This is a genomic window from Micromonospora humida, assembly GCF_016901255.1.
GTDB lineage: Bacteria > Actinomycetota > Actinomycetes > Mycobacteriales > Micromonosporaceae > Micromonospora > Micromonospora wenchangensis.
In genome coordinates this window covers 37,647-55,834 of the sequence record NZ_JAFEUC010000024.1, presented here as the reverse complement: position 1 = coordinate 55,834, position 18,188 = coordinate 37,647, and the positions used below count along the sequence as shown (strand labels likewise).

The following is an 18,188-nucleotide window of genomic DNA, read 5'->3' as shown; positions in this document are numbered from 1 at the left end:
CCAAACCCAACGCCCCACCTACGACACCCTCGTCCAACACCAAATCACCACCGCCCGAAACACCACCACCGACACCCCCGAACAACAACTCACCACCCTCCTCCACACCGGCGACACCTGGACGATCAGCTAGTCGACCGAGCAGTGCGACGTGGCCGTGCCCCGGGGTCGGGGGCACGGCCACGTCGGCGTCGGCGGACCGCCGGGGGCGGTGTGCAGGCCCAGGAAGGCGGTACGGGCCGGTCAGGAGGGGGTGGCGGTGGCGGTGGGGCGGTCGTCGCGGACGTGCACCAGCATGTCGCCGGTCTCGATCACCGCGCCGGCCCGGTCCGCCAGGGTGACCACCTTGCCCCGCCGTACCAGGGCGATGACCAGGGACTCCAACTCGCGGGGGGACTTGCCGACCTCGTGCCGCTCGGCGGAACGCATCGCCAGCGCCATGCCCTGCCCGGGGGTGAGCAGGTCCTCCACCACGTCGATCAGGGGCGGCGCGGAGGTCGAGAGGCCGAGCAGCCGACCCGCGGTGGCCGAGGACACGATCACGTGGTGCGCGCCGCTCTGCCGCAGCAGCGGGGCGTTCTCGGCCTCCCGTACGGCGGCGATGATGCGTACCTGGCCGGCGGTGAGCTGCCGGGTGGTCAGCGCCACCAGCACCGAGGCGTCGTCGCTGTCGGTGGCGATGATGACCGCCTTGGCGTTGCGGACGTGCGCCTCCTCCAGCACCGACGAGCGGGTGGCGGAACCCTCGATGGCGACCAGTCCGGCCGAGGTGGCCTGCCGCAACGCCGTCCCGTTGCGCTCCACCACCACGATCCGGGACTTGTCCAACCCGTTCTCCAGCAGGGCGGAGACCGCGCTGCGACCCTTGGTGCCGTAGCCGCAGATGATGACGTGGTCCTTCACGGTTCTCCTCCACCGCCCCAGCCGACGGCCGGTCCGGTACTGCTCGGTCAGGACTTCCAGGGTGGTGCCGACCAGGATGATCAGGAAGATCACCCGGGCCGGGGTGATGAACAGGACGTTCACCAACCGGGCGGACTGGTCGTACGGGGTGATGTCGCCGTACCCGGTGGTGGAGAGGGTGACCACCGCGTAGTAGAAGCAGTCGAGCAGGGTCAGCCCGTTCTCGTCCACGTCGCGGTAGCCGCCACGGTCCAGATAGACCACGGCGACGGTGAGCAGGACCAGGCCCAGGGCGGCGGCCAGGCGGAGACTCAACGCGCTGAGCGGACCCCGCCGCTGCGCCGGGAAATGGATCACCGTCGGTCCTGCTCTCCCCGGGTCGCCTGCACGAGCACAACATAGCGGTTGACAGGCGGACCGACCGGGCGGGTCGCCGACCCTACCTGTGGTGAACGCCCTCTCACCCTCGCGGCGGGCGGTGCCGGGCCCGGGAAACCGGCATGATGGGAGGGTCCCGGGACACCGGCCACGAGGAGGCCCGCATGTCGCTGCTGCGTCGGGTGATCGGTGGCGTGCTACGCCGGGTACGACTGCGTCAGGGCCGTACCCTGCGCGAGGTGGCCGCCGCGGCCGGGGTGTCCCTGCCCTACCTCTCCGAGGTCGAGCGCGGGCGCAAGGAAGCCTCCTCCGAGGTGCTGGCGGCGATCTGCCGGGCGCTCGGGATCAACCTGTCCGACCTGCTCGAAGAGGCCCGTGACGAGCTGCGCCGGGTCGAGCGTCGGGTGCCCGTGCCGCCGGGCGGCAGCCTGGCCCGGCTGGACCGGGTGCCGACCGCCCGCCGCGACGGCACCGCCGCCCACCTGTCGGTCGGTCGGCCCACCGTCGGGTTCGGCCGTCCGGGCGGCGGCGTGCCGTCGAGGGTCGGGGGTGCCGGGTTCCCGGTGACGAGGGCCGCCACGGCCGTCCGGGTGGTCGCCGTGGCGTCGGCCGCCCGCCCCGCTGCGCGTACCCCCAGGGTGCCGGCGCGGCGGTGGGCCCGGACGGGCCGGCGGCGGGTGCGGGTCGGGTAGGCCGGCCGGATTCTGCCGACGGCGGATCTGCCGGCGGCAGAAAGGCTGGGGCGGTGACCGCCCGGCGGCGCAGGCTGGACCCGCCGGTTCCCGGGGCGGGGTGAGGTCGCCCGCCCGCCGGCGACGCGGAGGGTGGTCACCATGATCGGGTACGACGTGCGCATGCTGGACGGCGGGCAGCCGGCCTTCGGCGACCAGGTCTTCGAGCGGCTGCTGCGGGAACGCATCATCTTCCTGGGCACCGAGGTCACCGACGCCTCGGCCAACCAGATCTGCGCGCAGATCCTGCTGCTCGCCGCCGAGGACAGCGAGCGGGACATCTACCTCTACATCAACTCGCCTGGTGGTTCGGTCAGCGCCGGCATGGCCGTCTACGACACCATGCGGTACGTCCGCAACGACGTGGCCACCCTGGCGTTGGGGCTGGCCGGCTCGATGGGGCAGTTCCTGCTCTGCGCGGGGGCCGCCGGGAAGCGGTTCGCCCTGCCGCACGCGCGGATCATGATGCACCAGCCGTCCGGGGGGATGGGCGGCACCGCTGCCGACATCACCATCCAGGCGGAGAACATGCTGCACGTGAAGCGGACGATGCAGGAGCTGATCGCCCGGCACAGCGGGCGCACCCTCGACGAGATCCAGGCCGACTGGGACCGGGACCGGTGGTTCACCGCCGAGCAGGCCCGGGAGTACGGCCTGATCGACGAGGTGCTCACCCGGGTCGACCAGCTTCCCGGCTGAGCGGCGCCGGTCCGGGTATCGCGTGCCGACGGCCGGTGGCGGGTGCCGCCGGCCGTCGTCCGCGCGTCGGGTCGGGGTCCCGGCGGAGGTCCGCCGGGACCCCGCGCGCTGCCGGTGGCCCGCCGGGGCGGGTGGCCGTGAGCCGACCGCGTCCACAGCCGTCGGGCCCGCCCCCTCGCTCGGGTCCGACACCCGCCGGTCGCACCGCGGCGGACGCTCGTCGATGCGGCAGAGCGTCAGCGGTACGAGACTTCCCGCACGGGCCAATACAGCAGGGCGCATTTCCCACGAATATCGTGGCATCGATGCGGCTCGTCGGCCACCGCTGCCGGGAGGCAGGCCCGCGACGGCCGGCCCGGCACCACGGGAGGGGTTCACCCGTCGACGGTCAGCACCACCTTGCCCAGGGCCCGCCGCCCCCTCCAGGTCGGCGTGCGCGACGGCCGCCTGCGCCAGCGGGTACGTCGACACCAGGTTCCGAGGTGGTCTCGTAGAACGCGGTGTAGGCGCCGCAGTGGTAGCTGGGGTCGCCGGGGCACTCGCTGAAGGTGGACTTGCCGACGAGGTTGGCCGGTCCACCAACCGCCCGTACCACCTCGGACGGCGCGCACCACGCATTCCACGGCACAGACAATCAGCCTTGACAGAGTGCCCTCACCACCGAGACCGGAGCAGAGACGCCGATAGCGTCGGTCGCGAGAAACAATCGCGTCGACAATCTGCGTGCGAAAGGCGCGAAGAACCGGGCGCGGCACCGCGCACCCGAATTGACGGTCGACGCCTCCCGAACAGGAGACGACCATGGCGGACCAGGCTATCGCGCAGATCTACGACAAGCTGGTGCAGGTCCTCGGCGGGACCAACGACAACCAGTTCTTCACCATGATGATGCCCGGCTCGATGCTCAACCAGAGCGACTTCATGTACGACCCGACCGGCCCCAAGCCGGCGGCGGTCGCCGAGGCCGAGTCCCGGCTCGCCGACCAGATGTTCGACATCGTCAAGGTCACCGGGGGAAGCAACGGTCAACGGGTGTCCTCCCAGTACCTGCAGGCGCTCAGCGTCCTCGTGCCGAGGTTCAACTCGACGATGCCGATCATGAAGAGCCGGCTGAGGGCGCTCCTGGCCACGCCGGCCCACCCGGACGCCAAGGTCGACGGCAGGCCGTTCACCGGCTCCCTCCAGGAGTGGTACTTCGCCCTCTACGAGTCGTGGCTGGCGAAGAAGGCCGCCTGGGACAAGCAGGTCGTCGACAACAGGCAGCGGTTGTCGAAGGAGAAGTTCCTGGAGTGGTACGAGGAGGTCGCCGAGGGGCAACTCGCCCTGATCGACGCCGCCGAGGGCCGACTCGTCTCGGTGTTCTCCCCGGCCGACATGGACGCGATCATCGGGGCGCTCAACGCCGGCCCCGGCGGCGAACTCCAGGAGGCACGCGACCAGGTCCTCGACGCGCGGGTCCCGGCCCCCGGCGGGGGCTTCACCTACCCCGTCGAGCTGACCCCCAGCGACTGGTTCCTCGAACTGACCAGCGACCAGGATCCGGTCGACCTGCTCGACGAGCCGCAGTTCGTCGCCCTGACCCTGGCCGGCCGGCGGCGCGCCCTGCTGACGACGATCAGCCAGGTCCAGGCGCAGCTCGGTCAGATGCCGACCGGGGGCACGATCGCCGGTGCCGCGGCAGCTCTGAGCAAGGCGGAGGCCGCACACGTGGCGGCGCAGAACGACCTCGCCAACGTGTACGCCGAGAACACCGTCACCGCCGTCGAGATGTACCTGGCGGCCGAGAGTGGTGGCCTCACCGAACTCGACGGCGACAAGCTCAACGGGCTGGTCCATCAGGCCAGCACGGCCCTGGGGGAGAATCCGGTGCAGGACAAGGCGACCAAGCGGGGCAACGGCGGCGCCCTGAACTCCGACGATCTCGGCAAGCTCCTCGATGGGCAGAAGAAGCTGGTGGCCGCACAGTCGAACCTGCTCACCAGCGCCACGACGCTGGCCACCGCCGGCCGGGAACTGGCGGCGGACCAGGCCCGGTCCTTCGGTGACCTGCCGGCGGTCCTCGCCCGCCTCCAGTCCCAACTCGATGAACTGACCGCCCTGCAGTCCCAGCTCGCGCTCGTCGCCCAGCGACAGCCCGCGAGCCGGAGCGCCGGAGCACCGCCCGGGCAGACCGGTGCGACCGCCGCCCCCTCGCCCGCCGCCGACCGGTGGATGGACCTGCGGTTCTCGTTCAGCCACGACGACATGCTCTCGTCGTCGAGCCAGACGAGCAGTTCCGCCCAGGCGAGTGTGCAGGTCCACCCCTTCCTGTGGTCCGCAGGCGGCACCGCGTCGTCGTCGGGCTCGGACTACACCAGTAGCGCGCTGAGCAAGAACAGCCACGTCGAGGTGGGGCTGAAGGCGTCCAAGGTGGAGATCTCCCGGGGCTGGTTCGACCCGGGGGTGTTCCGACTCTCCAAAGGCATGCACCGGCTGACCGACGCCCCGGTCTCGACCGGCCGCAACGACCTGGCCCAGCTCGCCGACCGGGCGAACGAGGCGATCCTGCCGTGCTTCCCGGTGGCGTTCGTGGTGGTCAAGGACGTCTCCATCCGCTTCGAGGCGGCCGAGGGGCAGATGTCGGCCGTCAAGTCGGTGATGGACAGCCGGGCCGCCGTGGGCGGCGGCAACCTCTGCTTCAGCGCGTCGGCGTCGGCCGCGGTCAAGAAGGAGTCCTCGTCGCTGAGCACCAGGACCGAGGGGAACACCGTGACGATCAACATGCCGGGCGCGCAGATCCTCGGCTGGTTCTGTGAATTCGTCCCGGAGGACCGCAGCACCACCATGTCCTCTCCGCAGGAGCCGGCGGTAAACGGCATGGACATCGTCCAGTTCGCCGAAGCGCTGCTGCGACTGGAGCAGGGCACCCCGTTGCCGGTGCCACCGGCAACGGTGCCGCACCACACGGGCGGACAGGCCACCGGACCGGCCCTGCGGCGATCCTGACCGAATGCCGGGTACGCCGTCCGGAGCCTTTTCCCGCCGACCGTCAGGCTTTCTTGACAGAAACGCTTCTCGGCCGGTCGACACGGCGCGGACGCCGATACTTTTCGGCTTCCAGCAAGGCGTCCGTCATCGATGCCGGCACCTGTCGGATGCCGCGTGTCCGGAACAGAAAGAACTGCGACAATGCGACCACACACCCATCGTCGTCCGTACCTGTCCCGGGTGGGCAGGGGGGCGGTCCGTCGGACCGTCCTCGTGCTCGCCGTCACCGCTGCCGTGTTCCTCTCCGTCGGCGGGATCGCCGGCGTGGGCACCCGGTCCCACCTGCCCAGCTACCCGACCGCCGACGACACCACCGCGCACGGGACCGTCGCCCGACGGGTCGACGAGGTCAGGGCACGGATGAGCCTGGCGGAGCGGGTCGGTCAGCTGTTCGTCCTCCAGGTGCACGGCGAGACCGCCACCACCACGAATCCCGCCGACGTCGCGGCCAACCAGGCCCTCTACGGCAGCGACGTGCGCAACGGCGCAGAGCTGCTGGCAAAGTTCCACCCGGGCGGCATCATCTACTTCACCAACACCAACAACATGAACAATCCGCAGCAGGTCGCCGAACTCTCCAACGGGCTGCAGCGTGCGGCGACGGCCGGCGGGCGCGGGGTGCCCGTGCAGCTCAGCACCGACCAGGAGGGCGGCTTCGTCAGCCGGGTCCCGCCACCGGCGGCGGTGACCCCGAGTGGCATGGCGGTCGGTGCGACGTTCGACAGCGACCTGGCGTACTCCACGGCGGCCTCGACCGCCCGTCAACTCCGGGCGATGGGCATCACCATGGACCACGCGCCGGTGGTAGACGTCATCACCAACCCGGACAACACCGCCGACGGCACGCGCGCGTTCAGCGACCGGGCCGACGTGGTCTCCTCGTTCGGGGCGGCGGCCGTCGCCGGTTACCAGGACAACCGGGTCGCCGCCACGGCCAAGCACTTTCCCGGCCTCGGTGCCGCCGAGGCGAACCCCGACACCGGCGTCGCCGTGGTCGACGAGAGCCGGGCGGAGATCATGCGTACCCATCTGGAGCCGTTCCGGGCGGCGATCACCGCCGGGGTCGAGTCGATCATGCCCACGGCGGTGATCGTCCCGGCGCTGGACCCCTCCCGCACGCCTGCGGTCCTCTCCGCGCCCATCGTCACCGGTCTGCTCCGCCACACCCTGGGGTACGACGGAGTCGTCGTCACCGACGCGTTGCGCGCGGACGCGCTGGCGGCCATCCCGCCGGAGCGGATGATCCTCGACGCCGTCCGGGCCGGCAACGACGAGTTGACGCTGCCGGCCGACCCACCCGCCGCCATCGCCACGGTGCTCGGCGCGGTACGCGACGGCACCCTCACCGAGGACCGCATCGACCAGTCGGTGCGCCGGATCCTCCGCCTGAAAGCCACCCTGGGCCTCTTCGACAACCCGTACACCAGCAGCAGGGCTGTCGACTCGCTGGTCGGCACCGCCGCGGACCAGGAGACGATGGCGGAGGTCGCCCGCCGATCGGTCACCCTGCTGCGCCACGAGGCCGGTGTGCTGCCGGTGCCGTCCGGGTCCCACCGCCACGTGCTGGTCACCGGCTGGGGGGCCACCGCGGTACCGTCGCTGGCCGGCCAACTGAGGGGCCGGGGGCTGGTCCCGACGCCGATGTACACCGGGTCGCCGGACCGGGGCACCGTCGCGCAGGTGGTGGCGGCGGCCACCAGGAGCGACGTCACAGTGGTCCTCACCAACAACGTCGGGAACGACGAGCGCCAGCGGAATCTGGTCGAGGCGCTGCTGGCGACACACCTACCGGTGGTGGTGGTCGCCGTCGGCACCCCGTACGACATCGCCCACCTCCGGTCGGTCCGCACCTACCTGGCGACGTACGGCTACCGGGACGTCTCGCTGGCCGCGCTGGCGGACGCCCTGGTCGGTGCGCAACCGACCGGCCGCCTCCCGGTCACCATCCGCACCCCCGACGGCACGCGGGTCCGGTATCCGTTCGGGTCCGGGCAGCGGCTGCCGGCCCCGCGGGAGGGTTGATCCGGCGCGACGGTGGCCGGGCACCGGCGCTGTCCCGGCAGTGTGGTGCTCCCCCGGCACGACCCGTTGCAGGTGGCCGAGGAGTGGGCGGTGGTGGACCGGATCTCGCACGGCCGGGCCGGGCTCGCGGGGTGGTCACCACGCTGCCGGTACGCTGGTGGCGCCGGCCGCCTCGGGCAGGTGGTCGGCGAGCGCGGTGAACTGTGCCCGGGTCAGGTACGACGGGTTGGCCGCCTGCGGCTGGCGGAACACCTCCATGCCGGCCAGCCGGGGGTCGGCGCGTAACCGGTCCCGGTGCAGCCGGCGGGGTTCGGGCAGCACGGTCAGGTCCAGCGGCACCGTCCAGGGTGACCCGGGTTCCCCACCGGGCACCGGCTCGCCGGTGAGCAGGCCGATCCCCCAGACGCCGTACGGCAACTGTCCCCGGCTGCCGCTGGCCCAGAACACCACGGGCTGACCGGCCCGCATCAACCGGGCCCGGTAGCCCGGGCGGACGCACCAGCCCGTCACCCGGGGGTCCCGGGCGAACCGGCCGGCGAGGTCGACCAGGTCGGCGTTGCCCTTGATCAGCCAGGCGCCCAGGTCGTCGTGGGTCACCCGCCGCCCGTCGGCGTTTCCGTCCGCCACGTCCCGCCTCCCGAGCGTCAGATCAGCCCCTCCCGGACCGCGTACGCTACCGCGTGCGTGCGGTTGCGGAGCTGGAACCGGCTGGTGATGTCGTGCAGCACGTTCTTGACGGTCCGCTCCGAGTAGCTCAACCGGGTCGCCACCTCCCGGGTGTCCATCCCGTCGGCCACCAGCCGCAGGATCTCGCTCTCCCGCACCGAGAGACCGTTGACGTCGATGCCGCGCGGGGCGAGCACCGTCTGCTGGAGCCGGGTCACCTGCTTGACCAGCATCCCGAGCACCTCCGGGGGCATCGCCGCGCCACCGGAGGCGGTGCTGACCACGAGCTGGGCCAGCCGGTGACCGGTCGCCTCGGTGCGCGAGGCGAGGGCGCGTACCCCCAACTCCACCGCGGGGATCAGGGCCGAGTCCGACTCGACGGCGGCGACCAGCACGAACCGCCGGCAGCCCAGCCGGCGTACGGCGCGGAGCACGTCGAGCGTGCCGTGGTCGAGGGTGTCGGCGGCGACCACGCCGACGGTCTCCGCGGTGATCATCTGCGCGGGCACGACCTCGATCTCGGCCCGGCCCCGCAGCGCCGCGGTGATCCCGGCCGTGGAGATCGGGTCGGGGGTACGGATGTAGGTCTGGGCACGTCCGTTCATGGCGGTTCCTTAGCTTCCGGGCTGAGTCGAGCGTCAGCTGCCAGGCTGCCGTTCAGCAGGGGGACAGATCGGTGGTCCGGAGGCCGGTGCCGTGCGGTTCCGTGACCGGTGCAAGTCGCTTCGCCGAGGTGGACACCGGCCGACGGGTGGTGGCGGTGTCCGTGGTCCACGGTAGAGACGGTGGTCGGCCGGGCACTGGAGGCCGACTGGACGCCGTCGAATCGACATCCTTGCCGGGCGGCAACGTTTTGAGCTGCTCAAATGCACGACCGTCCAAAAGTGAGCCGCCGGAGCACCGGCAGAACCGGCAGAACCGTTGCCCCGACGGGCGACCGCTGCTGCCCGATCGGCAGGTTTCGGCGGCGTGTCACCCGGTGAATGAGTGTGGAAGATCATGGTCATCCGACCGGTCAACCGGCAGAATCATGTGCTGGCCGCGCTGGTGGGAAGGACGCGCAGCCATGACAGGGAGGCCGGTCGATGGCCGACGGCGGTGCTGAGATCCGACGACGACGACTGGGTGCCGGGTTGACCCAGGAGCAGCTGGCCGAACGGGCAGGAATCAGTGTCCGGGCGGTGCGCGACATCGAACAGGGCCGGGTCCGCAACCCCCGGGCCGAATCCCTCCGACGCATCGCCGACGCCGTCGGGCTGCCCCACCTGGAGCCACCCGGCCCCGCGCCACCCGCCGCGTCGGCACCCACCCTCCGCATCGACGTGCTCGGCCCGCTGCGCATCCAGGTCGGGGCCGAACCGGTCGCGCTCGGCGCCAACCGGCAACGGATGCTGCTCGGCCTGCTCGCCCTGCACCCGGACACGATCGTGTCCCGCCACGAGATCGTCGACGTGCTCTGGGGCCACGACCCGCCGGACAGCTGCCTCAACCTCGTCCACACCTACGTCGCCCGGCTGCGCCGGGTGCTGGACCGGCCCGGGAACACCGGCACCACCATCACCCACGTCGGTGGCGGCTACCGGCTCCGGGTCGGCCCCACCCAGCTCGACCTGAGCGAGTTCGCCACCGTGATCGAACGCGCCGAGGGCAGCGTCGCGGGCGACCTGGCCAGCCTGGACCGGCTGGCCGGCGCACTGGCGCTGTGGCGTGGGCCGGTCCTGGCCGACGCGGCGGCGAGCCTGGCCCAGCACCCGACCGCCGTCGCCCTGAACCGTCGCCGCATCGCCACCGCCGTCACCTACGCGACGCTCGCCGTCGACCTGGGACTGCCCGACCGGGCGGTCCGGGAGCTGCACGCGGTGGCCCGCCACGAACCACTGCACGAACAGGTGCACGCCCGGCTCATGCTCGCCCTCGCCGCCTGCGGCCAGCAGGCCCGTGCGCTGACCCTGCACCGCAAGCTGCGGGACCGCCTCGCCGAGCAGCTCGGCGTGGAACCCGGCCCGGAACTGCGCGAGGCACAGCTGCGCATCCTGCGCCAGGACCTGCCCCGGGTGGTCGCCCGCCCGGCCGCCGGTGACGCCCCGGCCGTACGTCCCGGGGCGGCACCGCACCGGCCCGAGACGTCGTCGCCGGCCCGCCCGCCCAGCCACCGCCCGCCGGCACAACTGCCCCCCGACGTCGCCTACTTCACCGGACGCGACACCCAGATGGCCGCGCTCGACGCGCTGCTGGCCGGGGAGACGGCGACCCGGGGTCCGGTGGTCATCTCCGCCATCACCGGGATGGCCGGGGTCGGCAAGACCGCCCTGGCGGTGCACTGGGCGCACCGGGTGCGTCGGCACTTCCCCGACGGGCAGCTCTACGTCAACCTGCGCGGCTACTCGACGGCCAGCCCGGTACGCGAGGAGGAGGCCCTGGCCGGGTTCCTGCACGCGCTCGGGGTGCCGGCCGAGCAGGTGCCGGTCGACGCCGGGCAGGCCGCCGCGCTGCTGCGTACCATGCTGGACGGTCGCCGGATGCTCGTGGTGCTGGACAATGCCGCCAGCGCCGACCAGGTGCGCCCGCTACTGCCCGGCAGCGCCGGCTGCCTGGCGTTGATCACCAGCCGGGACCGGCTCAGCGGGCTCGTCGCGGTCGACGGCGCGCGCCGCATCGATCTCGACGTGCTCACCGCCGCCGAGGCCGGCACCCTGCTCACCAGGATCATCCCGACCGAACGGGTCGCCCGCGCCACCGAGATCGCCGAGCTGGCGACGGTCTGCGCCCGGCTGCCGCTGGCCCTGCGGATCGCCGCCGCCAACCTGATCGACCAGCCCGACCAGTCGATCAGCGCGCACACCGCCCGGCTGACCGCCGGCAACCAGCTCGCCGACCTGCGTATCGAGGGCGACGACCAGGCAGCCGTCCGGGCCGCGTTCGACCTGTCGTACGCCGCCCTGCCCGCCCCGGCACGACGGCTGTTCCGGCTGCTGGGCACGGCACCCGGGACGGACGTCACGGTGGCCGCCGCCGCCGCGCTGGCCGGGATCGACGAGCCGGTGGCCGCCCGCGAGCTGGACCGGCTCGCCGCCGCGCACCTCGTCGGGCAGGTAGCACCCGGCCGGTACACGTTCCACGACCTGCTGCGGCTCTACGCCCGGGAACGGGCCACCGCCGAGGACCCCGGGCCGGAGCTGCGGGCCGCCACCCGGCGTCTGTACGGCTGGTACCGGCAGCGCACCGAGGCCGCCGCCGTCGCCGTCTACCCGCACCTGGTGCGGTTGCCGCCCGACGGGACCGGACCGGCCGCCGGGGCGTCGCCGTTCCCCACCTCCGCCGGGGCGATGGCCTGGCTGGAGGAGGAACACACCAACCTGATGCGGGTGATCGCGCACGCCGCCGAACCCGACGCCGACCCGGCCGCCTGGCGGATCCCGGACGCGCTGCGCGGCTACTTCCAGTTCCGCCCGCACAGCGACGGACTGGTCGCCGCGACCAGCGCGCTGCACGCCGCGCAGCAGGCCGGCGACCACGCCGGCGAGGCCGCGAGCCGGCTCGGGCTGGCCAGCCTGCACCTGCGTCGCGGCGAGTACGCGGTGGGCCTGTCCCACGCCACCGCCATGATCGACGCGGCGCACCGGGCGGCCTGGCCGGAGGGCCTGGCGGCGGCGTACGGCACCTGCGGGTTGGTGCACCTGCGGGCCGGCCGGCTGGCCGAGGGGGCGGAGCTGACCCGGCTCGCGGTCAGCATCCACGAACGTCTGGGCGGCCCGGAGCGGCTCAGCACCAGCCTCGGCAACCTCGGGGTGATCTACCGGGACATGGGACGGCTCCGCGAGGCGGCCGAGGTCTTCCGGCAGGCGTTGACGTTGACCCGCAGCACCGGGATGTGGATGAGCACCGGGATCAGCCTGAGCAACCTGGGTGAGGTGCAGCACGCCCTCGGCCAGCACGACGAGGCCCTCGACCACCTGCGGGAGGCGCTGGAGCTGAGCCGGCGCACCGGCTACCGGCCGACCGAGACGGAGAGCCTGCGCCGGCTGGCGGCGCTGCGCGCGCAGAGCGGTGACCTGGGTCCGGCGACCGAGCTGGCCGACGCCGCGCTGGCCCTCGCCGACCTGATCGGCGACCCCGCCCAGCAGGCCGCCGCCCGCAACGTGCTGGGCGCGATCCACCTGCGCAACGGTGATCCGGCTGCGACGACCGAACACCGGCGGGCGCTCGACCTCGCCCGCTCCGGCGGGGCCCGGGGTGAGGAGGTCGAGGCCCTGATCGGGCTGGCCGAGGTGCACCGGGACACCGATCCGACGGAGGCGGTCGCGCTGGCCCGGCAGGCCCGCGCGGTGGCCCGCGCCGCCGGCTACCGGGTGTGGGAGGGGCACGCGCTGATGGTGGCGGCCGAGGCGCTGCGGGCCACCGGCCCGATGACCGCCGCCCGCACCGCCGAGGAGGCGTTGGCGACCCACCGGGAGACCGGGCACCTGCTCGGCCAGGTCCGCGCGCTGCGGCTGCTGGTCGCGCTCGGCGCGGACGGCGGCGTCGACGCGGCCCAGCAGGCCACGTACCGGCGGGAGATCGCCGAGTTGTCCCGGCGGCTGCGGCCCGCCCGCGACGAGGACGTGCCGGTCAGCCCGTGACGGTGAACCGGCGGCGGCTCTCGTCGTCGAGCGGGGCCAGGGTCGGTCGGCCGGCGGAGTCCACGTCGAACGCCAGCCGGCCCTCGACCGGGACGGTGTCGTCCCCGTGCGACGCGTGCCAACCGATCCGTAGGCGCGGCGGGTGGTCGTCGCCGCCCGGTTCCCAGTCGGGGGTGAGCACCAGCCGGGTCCACGCTCCGGTGCTGTTGCGCACGGCCCGCGGACCGGGCCCGCCGTCGACCCCGGACACCAGGAGCGCGACCTGTAGCAGGCCGGGGTGCCGCCGTCCCCGGTGCCACAGCACCGGCCACGCCTCCCGGTTGGCCGTCGGGTCGTCGCCGTAGTAGGCGTCGACGTGCGCGTCGCCGTCCTCGGGCGGCCGGTGGGCGGTGCCACGGTCGACGCCGGCCGGGGCGACCAGGTAACGGTGCATAGTGAACCGGAGCCCCAGCAGCAGCCGGACGCCACCGGCCCGCCCCGGCCCCGGGTCGGCCCGGTAGGCCAGCAGCAACGCGCCGGGTTCCGGGGTCGCCGCGTCCAGCATCGCCGTCCGCTGCCCACCTGCCGCGTCGCGGACCGTCAGCGTCTGCGGGCCGTCCAGCCCGTCGAAGCCGGTCACCACGACGGTGTCGTCGGCGTACGACGTCAGCCGGGGCGCGGCGAGCGCGGTCGGGGCGGTGGTGAGCCCGGTCGCGTGCCACACCGGGCGGGCCGCGTCGGGTCGCCGGGCGGCGGCCAGCGCCACCGGCGGCCGGTCGTGCACCCCGGCGTCGACAGGCGTGACGAGGAAGTGGGCGCGGGTCGCCGGGGACCGGTCGGCCACCTCGAACAGCCCGTCGCTGTGCACCAGGAACGACCCCACCTCGTCGTGTTCCGGGGTCAGCAGCACCCCGTCGACAGTGGTCCGCTCGTGGTGCACCCGGTAGCCGACCCGGACCGCCGGCATCGTCCCGTGGCCGGCCTCCAGCCGGGCGGTGAACACCAGCGAACCCACCTCGTTGAACTTGTTGAACGGGTTGCGGCCGGCCGTGACGGCGTGCGGCGACACGCTCAGGTCGGCGACGCCCCAGCAGGGGAAGGACGCCAACGCGGCCTGCCGGGACGACGCCGGGCCGGCCCCGACGTCGGCGGGCACGTAGTCGAAGGTGGTGAACCGGACCAGCAGGTCCACGCAGACCCGCTTCGGGCCGGTCGGGCCGCCCCGCCGACGCAGGTAGCGCAGCCAGTACGAGTGCCGCCGCTGCTGCTCGCCCCGGATCATCCCGGTGCCGGCGAGGTAGGGCTGCGCCGGGGTGACCAGGTCCCGCAGGGTCGCCTGCTCGGGGAAGCCGGCACCGGCGAACCCGGTGACCGTGAAGGCGTCGCCCACCGGTGGGTCGGGCCGGTAGCCGACCAGCCGCATCCGACTCGGCACGGTGTCCTCCGCTCAGTTGGTCACGGTCAGGTGGCGGTAGGTCTGCTCGTCGCCGAAGCGGACCAGCGGCCCGCCGGAGGCGTCCACGGTGATCAGGAACGTGCCGCCGAGCGGGGTGCCGGGGCCCGTGGCCGGGGCCACCGCCACCTCGGACCAGCGGACGAGCAGGCCCGGCAGGTCGCCGTCCGGGCCGTCGTACCACTCGGGGACGAACCGCAGCCGCGAGCCGACCGACCCGGGCGGGGCGGGGTCGGCGTCGTCGGGCAGCGGGCGCAGCGACACGTCGGCGAACCCGGGGTGGCGGCGGCCGTGGTGGAAGACCACAGCGTCGGCGAACTCGTTCGACTCGACCAGGTACGAGCAGGTGAGCAGGTGCAACGCGAGACGGGCCCGGACCCGGCCGGCCCGCGGGCCCTCGGCCGGGTCACCGGGCCGGGCGTACTCCACGATCATGCCGTCGTCCCGGGTGTCGACGCCCATCGACGCGCGGTGCCGGCGCGGGTGCCCGTCGTGCCACACCTCGATCTGCGGCGGGCCTGCGACCTGCTCGAATCCCTGCACCTCGACCGCGCCCCGGCGGGCCCGGCCGGTCAGCACCCGCAGGGCGGTCACCGGCGGCGGGACGGTGACGCCGGTCGCCCGGTAGACGGTGAGGCTGCGGGTGGGCGGCGGGTCGGCCCCGACCAACGGCCGCCCGTGCACCGCACCGCTGACCGGGACCAGCCGCCACGACGAGGACCCGGACGCCGGTTCCAGCGTGACCGCGCCGTCGCTGTGCACGGTCAACGCCCCGGTCTCCTCGTGGCCCGGGGCGACCGCCGGACCGAGCACGGGGTTCTCCGCGTGCCGGACCCGGTACCCGATCCGGATCGCCGGCACCGGGGCACCGGTGCCTGCAGCGGGGGCGAACACCATCGTCGGCTCGAAGACGAGGTGGCCGGGGTCGTTGAACTTGTTGAACGGGTTCCGGCCGCCGGCACCCGTGTCCCGCAGCGAGATGCTCAGGTCCTCGATCCCCCACAGGCCCGGCAGCGGTGCCGCCGAACGGGGCGAGTACCTGTCGGTGCCGGGGCGGTGCCGGTAGGGGAAGGTGCCGAACCGAATCAGGAACTCCGCCGCGACCAGCTTGCGGCCCCCCGGCCCCCGGTGGCGGTAGCGCAGCCAGTAGCAGTGCCGGTGGATCCGGGTGCCCCGGTCCAGCCACACCGCGCCGTCGAACCCGTCGGGCCACAGGTCGTCGGCGAGGAACTCCCCGACCGGCAGTCCGGCGTCCCGGAAGCCGGTCACGGCGAACCGGTTGCCGGACAGCTCCTCCGGCTCGTACTCGATGCTGGTCACGGGGTGTCGTCCCTGCTCGACCGGTCGACGGGCCCCGGGCACGACGATGGCCGGTCGGTCCATCGGGCCCGCCGGTGGCGGGCCGGGAGCCGCTGGTGGGGCGGTCCCGGCCCGGCACCGGTCGGGTCACACCAGGTCGTACTCGCGGGCCAGGTACTGGTACTTCTCGACGGTCAGCACCGTGGCCAGGACCCGCTGGTCGGCCACGGAGAGGTCGTCCACCTCGTCGTCGACCACCCGGTCGAGCACCTCCCGGGCGGCCTCCGGGTCGAGGTCGGCCAGTGGTTCCGGCGTCGGCCCGACCGGCTCGACCTGGTCGGTCGGCCCGACCTGATCGGCCGGTTCCGGTTGCCCGGTGGGGTACGCCGACCCGTCCGGCCCGTGTTCCTGCTGCTGGTAGCCGTCCTGGTCGTGCTGGTCGTAGTGCTGCCCGGCCTGGTCGTAGCCGGCCTGGTCGTAGTCCTGCCCGGCCTGGTCGTAGTTGTGCTGGTCGTAGCCGTCCTGGTCGGCGGCCTGGTGCGCGGCGGCGATCCAGTTCTGGGTCACCGAGTCGATCACCCGGGCCATCTCCGTCGCCGGCTCACCCAGCTCGTCGACGGCGAAGATCTGCACCGGCGGGAAGGCGCTGGCGTGGTGGTAGACGGTGTCGTAGAAGTCGGCCAGCCAGCCGTTGCGCTGGTACCAACCCGGGTCGCCCCAGCCCTGCCCGAGCAGGTCCGGCACCTGCTCCCAGCCGGCGTCCGGCTGCTCGGCGAGGATGCCGTGCGCGCTGACCGCCGCCCAGCAGAGGTAGGCGTACGCGTCGTCGAGGCCGGCCGGGCCGGTGGTGTCGAAGGTCTCCGGATAGTTCATCGGTCGTCTCCCCCTCAGCCCGTGACCGTGAAGTACTTGTTGCTGTCGGCGTCGAGCAGGCGGAGCACCGGGCTGCCGGACGAGTCGATCCCGAGGCGGAACTGCCCCTTGTTGCTGTGCTGGCGGCTCCGCCCGTCCGCGCCGGCGTGCTCGGCCGTCCAGTCGATGCGTAGCTGCACCCCGACCTGCCCCGGCACCTCCTCGACGTACGGCCCGAAGAACAACGTCGACTCCTCGTGGTGCCGGTTCTTGACCGCGTCGACGTCGTACTGCCGGCCCTTCTCGCCGACCACCACCGGATCGCCGTGCCCAACCTCCAGCACCCGCAGCGAGACGTTGCGGAAGGCGGTGTAGCGCACCCCGCCCACGTAGACCATCTGCCGGTGGCCGTCGTCGGGCGCGGTGACGTACGAAACCATGGTGAACCGCAGCAGCAGCAACGCCTTGATCTTGGTGCGGACCTTCCGGCCCAGCACGGCCCCGTCGCGGACGTACTCCAGTCGCAGCGACGCCTCGTGCCCCTCGTCGTCCGCCGCCGAGGCGACCACCGGCGGTTGACCGTCGTTGAGGACGGTGATGGTGTTCGGGCCGTCCATCCGCTCGAAGCCGATCACCTTCATGCCCTTGTGCTCGTGCGGGTCGAGCATCCGGCCACCGCGGTCGATCCCACCCAGCTCGATGCGCTGGGCCTTGAGCATGCCGGTCGTGACCGGCTGACCGTCCTCGTCCTCCGGCACGGCCCGGGTCGGGCGGTCGTGCACGCTGCCGCTGAGCGGGGTGATCCGGAAGTGCTTCTCGGTCCGCCCCTCCCCCGGGTTGATCTCGAAGCTGCCGTTGCTGTGCACCAGGAACGCGCCGACGTCGTTGTGGCTCAACCCGAGGGGCGCGCCGAGCAGGTTCTTCGCCTGGTGCTGCACCCGGTAGTTGATCCGCAGGTGGGGCATGCCGCCATTGACGGCGGCCACCTCGAAGGTCAGGCTGCCGGACTCGTTGAACTTGTTGAACGGGTTACGCCCCCGGCCGGTCGCCAGCAGCGACACGCTCAGGTCGGTGATCCCCCAGAGCGGGTAGTCGCGCAGGATCTCCAGCTCCTGCTCGGTCGGGCCACCCTCACCGTCCTTCGGTACGTAGTCGAAGGTCGTGAAGCGCACCAGCAGCTCCACGCAGACCCGCTTCTTGTCGGTGATCCCGATGCCCCGGCGCACGTAGCGCAGCCAGTAGACGTGCTGCCGGGACTGGCCGCCCTGGACCATGACGAGCTGGCCGTGGGCGATCGGCACCGGTGAGATCAACTGGTTCAGCGGCAGCTCGGTCCGGAACCCGGCGTTGCTGAACCCGTTGACCTGGAACACCCCGTCCGTCAGGCCCTTGGCCTGACCCTGCGCGAACCCGATCATGTTCGCGGTGGTGTTCAGGGCGATGGCGACTTCTGTCACGGATACACCTCCGACGTGGGACCGTCGGACCGGTCGGCCGACGGTGGTGGTGGTTGTCGGGTGCCGCCGCCGGGGCCCGGTGCCCCGACGTCACCCGCTGCCC

Annotated in this window: 12 protein-coding genes; 5 read left to right on the top strand and 7 right to left on the bottom strand. The window is 73.0% G+C overall.

Annotation, left to right across the window (positions count from 1 at the left end):
- Nucleotides 1–243: 243 nt before the first annotated feature.
- On the bottom strand, nucleotides 244–1,260 hold the full coding sequence (locus JQX11_RS31620) for a potassium channel family protein (protein ID WP_204928584.1): 1,017 nt from the start codon (nucleotides 1,258–1,260) through the stop codon (nucleotides 244–246).
- 185 nt (nucleotides 1,261–1,445) lie between these two features.
- Between JQX11_RS31620 and JQX11_RS31615 the strand changes: the two genes are divergently transcribed.
- The 4 genes from JQX11_RS31615 to JQX11_RS31600 all read left to right on the top strand — a co-directional run bounded on the left by JQX11_RS31615 (nucleotide 1,446) and on the right by JQX11_RS31600 (nucleotide 7,760).
- Nucleotides 1,446–1,973, top strand: a complete 528-nt coding sequence (locus tag JQX11_RS31615) for a helix-turn-helix domain-containing protein (RefSeq protein ID WP_204928583.1) — start codon at nucleotides 1,446–1,448, stop codon at nucleotides 1,971–1,973.
- Nucleotides 1,974–2,114: 141 nt separating this feature from the next.
- Nucleotides 2,115–2,711, top strand: a complete 597-nt coding sequence (locus JQX11_RS31610; RefSeq protein ID WP_204928582.1) for an ATP-dependent Clp protease proteolytic subunit — start codon at nucleotides 2,115–2,117, stop codon at nucleotides 2,709–2,711.
- 801 nt (nucleotides 2,712–3,512) lie between these two features.
- On the top strand, nucleotides 3,513–5,696 hold the full coding sequence (locus JQX11_RS31605) for a hypothetical protein (RefSeq protein WP_204928581.1): 2,184 nt from the start codon (nucleotides 3,513–3,515) through the stop codon (nucleotides 5,694–5,696).
- 183 nt (nucleotides 5,697–5,879) lie between these two features.
- Nucleotides 5,880–7,760 (top strand): glycoside hydrolase family 3 protein, encoded by a 1,881-nt coding sequence (locus JQX11_RS31600; RefSeq protein WP_204928580.1) that lies wholly within the window; start codon nucleotides 5,880–5,882, stop codon nucleotides 7,758–7,760.
- A 135-nt stretch (nucleotides 7,761–7,895) separates the two neighbouring features.
- On the opposite strand, the gene JQX11_RS31595 is transcribed toward JQX11_RS31600, so the two are convergent.
- Together JQX11_RS31595 and JQX11_RS31590 are read right to left on the bottom strand one after the other, a co-directional pair.
- Nucleotides 7,896–8,387 carry an EVE domain-containing protein gene (locus tag JQX11_RS31595; RefSeq protein WP_307826474.1) on the bottom strand — a complete coding sequence of 164 codons (492 nt, stop codon included), beginning with the start codon at nucleotides 8,385–8,387 and terminating at the stop codon, nucleotides 7,896–7,898.
- Nucleotides 8,388–8,404: 17 nt separating this feature from the next.
- Nucleotides 8,405–9,031, bottom strand: a complete 627-nt coding sequence (locus JQX11_RS31590) for a helix-turn-helix transcriptional regulator (protein ID WP_204928579.1) — start codon at nucleotides 9,029–9,031, stop codon at nucleotides 8,405–8,407.
- 480 nt (nucleotides 9,032–9,511) lie between these two features.
- Between JQX11_RS31590 and JQX11_RS31585 the strand changes: the two genes are divergently transcribed.
- Nucleotides 9,512–13,045, top strand: coding sequence for a BTAD domain-containing putative transcriptional regulator (locus JQX11_RS31585; protein ID WP_204928578.1), 3,534 nt, complete (start codon nucleotides 9,512–9,514; stop codon nucleotides 13,043–13,045).
- On the opposite strand, the gene JQX11_RS31580 is transcribed toward JQX11_RS31585, so the two are convergent.
- The 4 genes from JQX11_RS31580 to JQX11_RS31565 all read right to left on the bottom strand — a co-directional run bounded on the left by JQX11_RS31580 (nucleotide 13,035) and on the right by JQX11_RS31565 (nucleotide 18,085).
- Nucleotides 13,035–14,459 carry a hypothetical protein gene (locus JQX11_RS31580; protein WP_204928577.1) on the bottom strand — a complete coding sequence of 475 codons (1,425 nt, stop codon included), beginning with the start codon at nucleotides 14,457–14,459 and terminating at the stop codon, nucleotides 13,035–13,037. The two genes, JQX11_RS31585 and JQX11_RS31580, sit on opposite strands and share 11 nt — an antisense overlap.
- Before the next feature lie 12 nt (nucleotides 14,460–14,471).
- Nucleotides 14,472–15,797 carry a hypothetical protein gene (locus JQX11_RS31575; RefSeq protein ID WP_204928576.1) on the bottom strand — a complete coding sequence of 442 codons (1,326 nt, stop codon included), beginning with the start codon at nucleotides 15,795–15,797 and terminating at the stop codon, nucleotides 14,472–14,474.
- Nucleotides 15,798–15,923: 126 nt separating this feature from the next.
- Complete coding sequence (locus tag JQX11_RS31570; RefSeq protein ID WP_204928575.1) at nucleotides 15,924–16,649, bottom strand: hypothetical protein; 726 nt, start codon at nucleotides 16,647–16,649, stop codon at nucleotides 15,924–15,926.
- Between the two features lie 14 nt (nucleotides 16,650–16,663).
- Entirely contained in the window at nucleotides 16,664–18,085 is a 1,422-nt protein-coding gene (locus JQX11_RS31565) for a hypothetical protein (protein WP_204928574.1), read from the bottom strand.
- Nucleotides 18,086–18,188 lie beyond the last annotated feature (103 nt).

Excerpts from the sequence above, each read along its gene's own strand:
- JQX11_RS31615 (WP_204928583.1), top strand. The coding sequence starts at position 1,446 with ATGTCGCTGCTGCGTCGGGTGATCGGTGGCGTGCTACGCCGGGTACGA.
- JQX11_RS31610 (WP_204928582.1), top strand. The coding sequence starts at position 2,115 with ATGATCGGGTACGACGTGCGCATGCTGGACGGCGGGCAGCCGGCCTTC.
- JQX11_RS31605 (WP_204928581.1), top strand. The coding sequence starts at position 3,513 with ATGGCGGACCAGGCTATCGCGCAGATCTACGACAAGCTGGTGCAGGTC.
- JQX11_RS31600 (WP_204928580.1), top strand. The coding sequence starts at position 5,880 with ATGCGACCACACACCCATCGTCGTCCGTACCTGTCCCGGGTGGGCAGG.
- JQX11_RS31590 (WP_204928579.1), bottom strand. The coding sequence starts at position 9,031 with ATGAACGGACGTGCCCAGACCTACATCCGTACCCCCGACCCGATCTCC.
- JQX11_RS31585 (WP_204928578.1), top strand. The coding sequence starts at position 9,512 with ATGGCCGACGGCGGTGCTGAGATCCGACGACGACGACTGGGTGCCGGG.
- JQX11_RS31570 (WP_204928575.1), bottom strand. The coding sequence starts at position 16,649 with ATGAACTATCCGGAGACCTTCGACACCACCGGCCCGGCCGGCCTCGAC.